This is a genomic window from Methylococcus sp. S1M, assembly GCF_051295855.1.
In the GTDB taxonomy this organism is placed as follows: domain Bacteria; phylum Pseudomonadota; class Gammaproteobacteria; order Methylococcales; family Methylococcaceae; genus Methylococcus; species Methylococcus capsulatus.
On sequence record NZ_JBPDXO010000019.1, the window covers coordinates 2,501 to 5,511 of the forward strand.

At 54.6% G+C, this 3,011-nt stretch carries 2 rRNA genes (1 of these 2 cut by a window edge); both read left to right on the forward strand.

Annotation, left to right across the window (positions count from 1 at the left end):
* Positions 1–2,744 (forward strand): 23S ribosomal RNA (locus ACSHWJ_RS15750) (it extends 151 nt beyond the left edge of the window).
* A gap of 97 nt (positions 2,745–2,841) precedes the next feature.
* Positions 2,842–2,955, forward strand: a 5S ribosomal RNA gene (rrf, locus tag ACSHWJ_RS15755).
* Positions 2,956–3,011 lie beyond the last annotated feature (56 nt).

Consider the following 3,011-nt stretch of genomic DNA (forward strand, 5'->3'; position numbering starts at 1 on the left):
GCCGACTGAATCCATAGGTCGGCGAGGCGAACCCAGGGAACTGAAACATCTAAGTACCTGGAGGAAAAGAAATCAACCGAGATTCCCTTAGTAGTGGCGAGCGAACGGGGAGCAGCCCTTAAGCATCAATGTTTTTAGTAGAAGCGTCTGGAAAGTCGCACCATAGAGGGTGATAGTCCCGTATACGAAAGGAACGCTGGTGTGAAGACGAGTAGGGCGAGGCACGTGAAACCTTGTCTGAACATGGGGGGACCATCCTCCAAGGCTAAATACTCCTTACCGACCGATAGTGAACCAGTACCGTGAGGGAAAGGCGAAAAGAACCGCGGTGAGCGGAGTGAAATAGAACCTGAAACCGTATGCGTACAAGCAGTGGGAGCCTCGCAAGGGGTGACTGCGTACCTTTTGTATAATGGGTCAGCGAGTTATTCTCAGTGGCAAGCTTAACCGAATAGGGGAGGCGTAGCGAAAGCGAGTCTGAATAGGGCGAATGAGTCGCTGGGAATAGACCCGAAACCGGGCGAGCTATCCATGGCCAGGCTGAAGGTGAGGTAAAACTTACTGGAGGGCCGAACCGGGATCTGTTGAAAAAGATTCGGATGAGCTGTGGATAGGAGTGAAAGGCTAAACAAGCTCGGAGATAGCTGGTTCTCCTCGAAAGCTATTTAGGTAGCGCCTCGTGTCTCACTCTCGGGGGTAGAGCACTGTTTCGGCTAGGGGGTCGTCTAGATTTACCAAACCGATGCAAACTCCGAATACCGGGAAGTGCAATCACGGGAGACACACGGCGGGTGATAAGGTCCGTCGTGAAAAGGGAAAGAGCCCAGACCGCCAGCTAAGGTCCCCAAATCAGGCTTAAGTGGAAAACGATGTGGGAAGGCACAGACAGCCAGGAGGTTGGCTTAGAAGCAGCCACCCTTTAAAGAAAGCGTAATAGCTCACTGGTCGAGTCGGCCTGCGCGGAAGATTCAACGGGGCTTAAAGCCTGTACCGAAGCTGCGGATTCACGCGTTGCGTGAGTGGTAGAGGAGCGTTCCGTAGGCCTGTGAAGGTCAACTGAGAAGTTGGCTGGAGGTATCGGAAGTGCGAATGCTGACATAAGTAACGACAAAACGGGTGAAAAACCCGTTCGCCGAAAGCCCAAGGTTTCCTGCGCAACGCTAATCGGCGCAGGGTTAGTCGGCACCTAAGGCGAGGCCGAAAGGCGTAGTCGATGGAAAACCGGTTAATATTCCGGTACCGGCTGCAACTGCGATGGGGTGACGGAGAAGGCTAGGTCAGCCGGGTGTTGGACGTCCCGGTTTAAGCGTGTAGGCAGACTCTTTAGGCAAATCCGGAGGGTCAATGCTGAGGCGTGATGACGGTGCTGAAGGCGACTTCAGCCGAAGTGATTGATGCCAGGCTTCCAAGAAAAACCTCTAAGCTTCAGGTTGCAGGCGGCCGTACCAAAACCGACACAGGTGGGCAGGATGAAAATTCTCAGGCGCTTGAGAGAACTCGGGTGAAGGAACTAGGCAAAATGGTACCGTAACTTCGGGAGAAGGTACGCCCTTGGTAGGTGAAGTGGCATGCCCATGGAGCCGAAGGGGGTTGCAGTGAAACGGTGGCTGCGACTGTTTATTAAAAACACAGCACTCTGCAAAGACGAAAGTCGACGTATAGGGTGTGACGCCTGCCCGGTGCCGGAAGGTTAATTGATGGGGTCAGCGCAAGCGAAGCTCTTGATCGAAGCCCCGGTAAACGGCGGCCGTAACTATAACGGTCCTAAGGTAGCGAAATTCCTTGTCGGGTAAGTTCCGACCTGCACGAATGGCGTAACGATGGCCACACTGTCTCCACCCGGGACTCAGTGAAATTGAACTTGCTGTGAAGATGCAGTGTACCCGCGGCTAGACGGAAAGACCCCGTGAACCTTTACTATAGCTTTGCACTGGACTTTGAATTGACTTGTGTAGGATAGGTGGGAGGCTGAGAAGCCCGGACGCCAGTTCGGGTGGAGCCGACCTTGAAATACCACCCTGGTGAATTTGGAGTTCTAACCCAGGTCCGTGATCCGGATCGGGGACCGTGCATGGTGGGTAGTTTGACTGGGGCGGTCTCCTCCCAAAGCGTAACGGAGGAGCACGAAGGTGCGCTCAGCGTGGTCGGAAATCACGCAAAGAGTGTAAGGGCAAAAGCGCGCTTGACTGCGAGACGAACGAGTCGAGCAGGTACGAAAGTAGGTCCTAGTGATCCGGTGGTTCTGTATGGAAGGGCCATCGCTCAACGGATAAAAGGTACTCCGGGGATAACAGGCTGATACCGCCCAAGAGTTCATATCGACGGCGGTGTTTGGCACCTCGATGTCGGCTCATCACATCCTGGGGCTGTAGCCGGTCCCAAGGGTATGGCTGTTCGCCATTTAAAGTGGTACGCGAGCTGGGTTTAGAACGTCGTGAGACAGTTCGGTCCCTATCTGCCGTGGGCGTTGGAGATTTGAGGGAAGTTGCTCCTAGTACGAGAGGACCGGAGTGAACGAACCGCTGGTGTTCCGGTTGTCATGCCAATGGCATTGCCGGGTAGCTATGTTCGGACAGGATAACCGCTGAAAGCATCTAAGCGGGAAGCCCCTCCCAAGATGAGATCTCCCTGGGACCGTGAGTCCCCTGAAGGGCCCTGGAAGACCACCAGGTTGATAGGTCGGGTGTGGAAGCCCAGTAATGGGTGAAGCTAACCGATACTAATGGCCCGTGAGGCTTGACCATATAACACCCAAGGCGTTTGGGTGTGTCCGGGACAGACCGTGGACGCAAGTGTACGTTGACCAGATTCCTCAGAGCTTGAGCTCGACAACCAGTTTTGCCTGGCGGCCAGAGCGAGCGGGAACCACCCGATCCCATCCCGACCTCGGAAGTGAAACCGCTTAGCGCCGATGATAGTGCAGAATACCTGTGCGAAAGTAGGGAACTGCCAGGCTCTCATCCCAATCAACCCCGAGTCCCTCCACAGGAACTCGGGGTTTTTATTTAGGG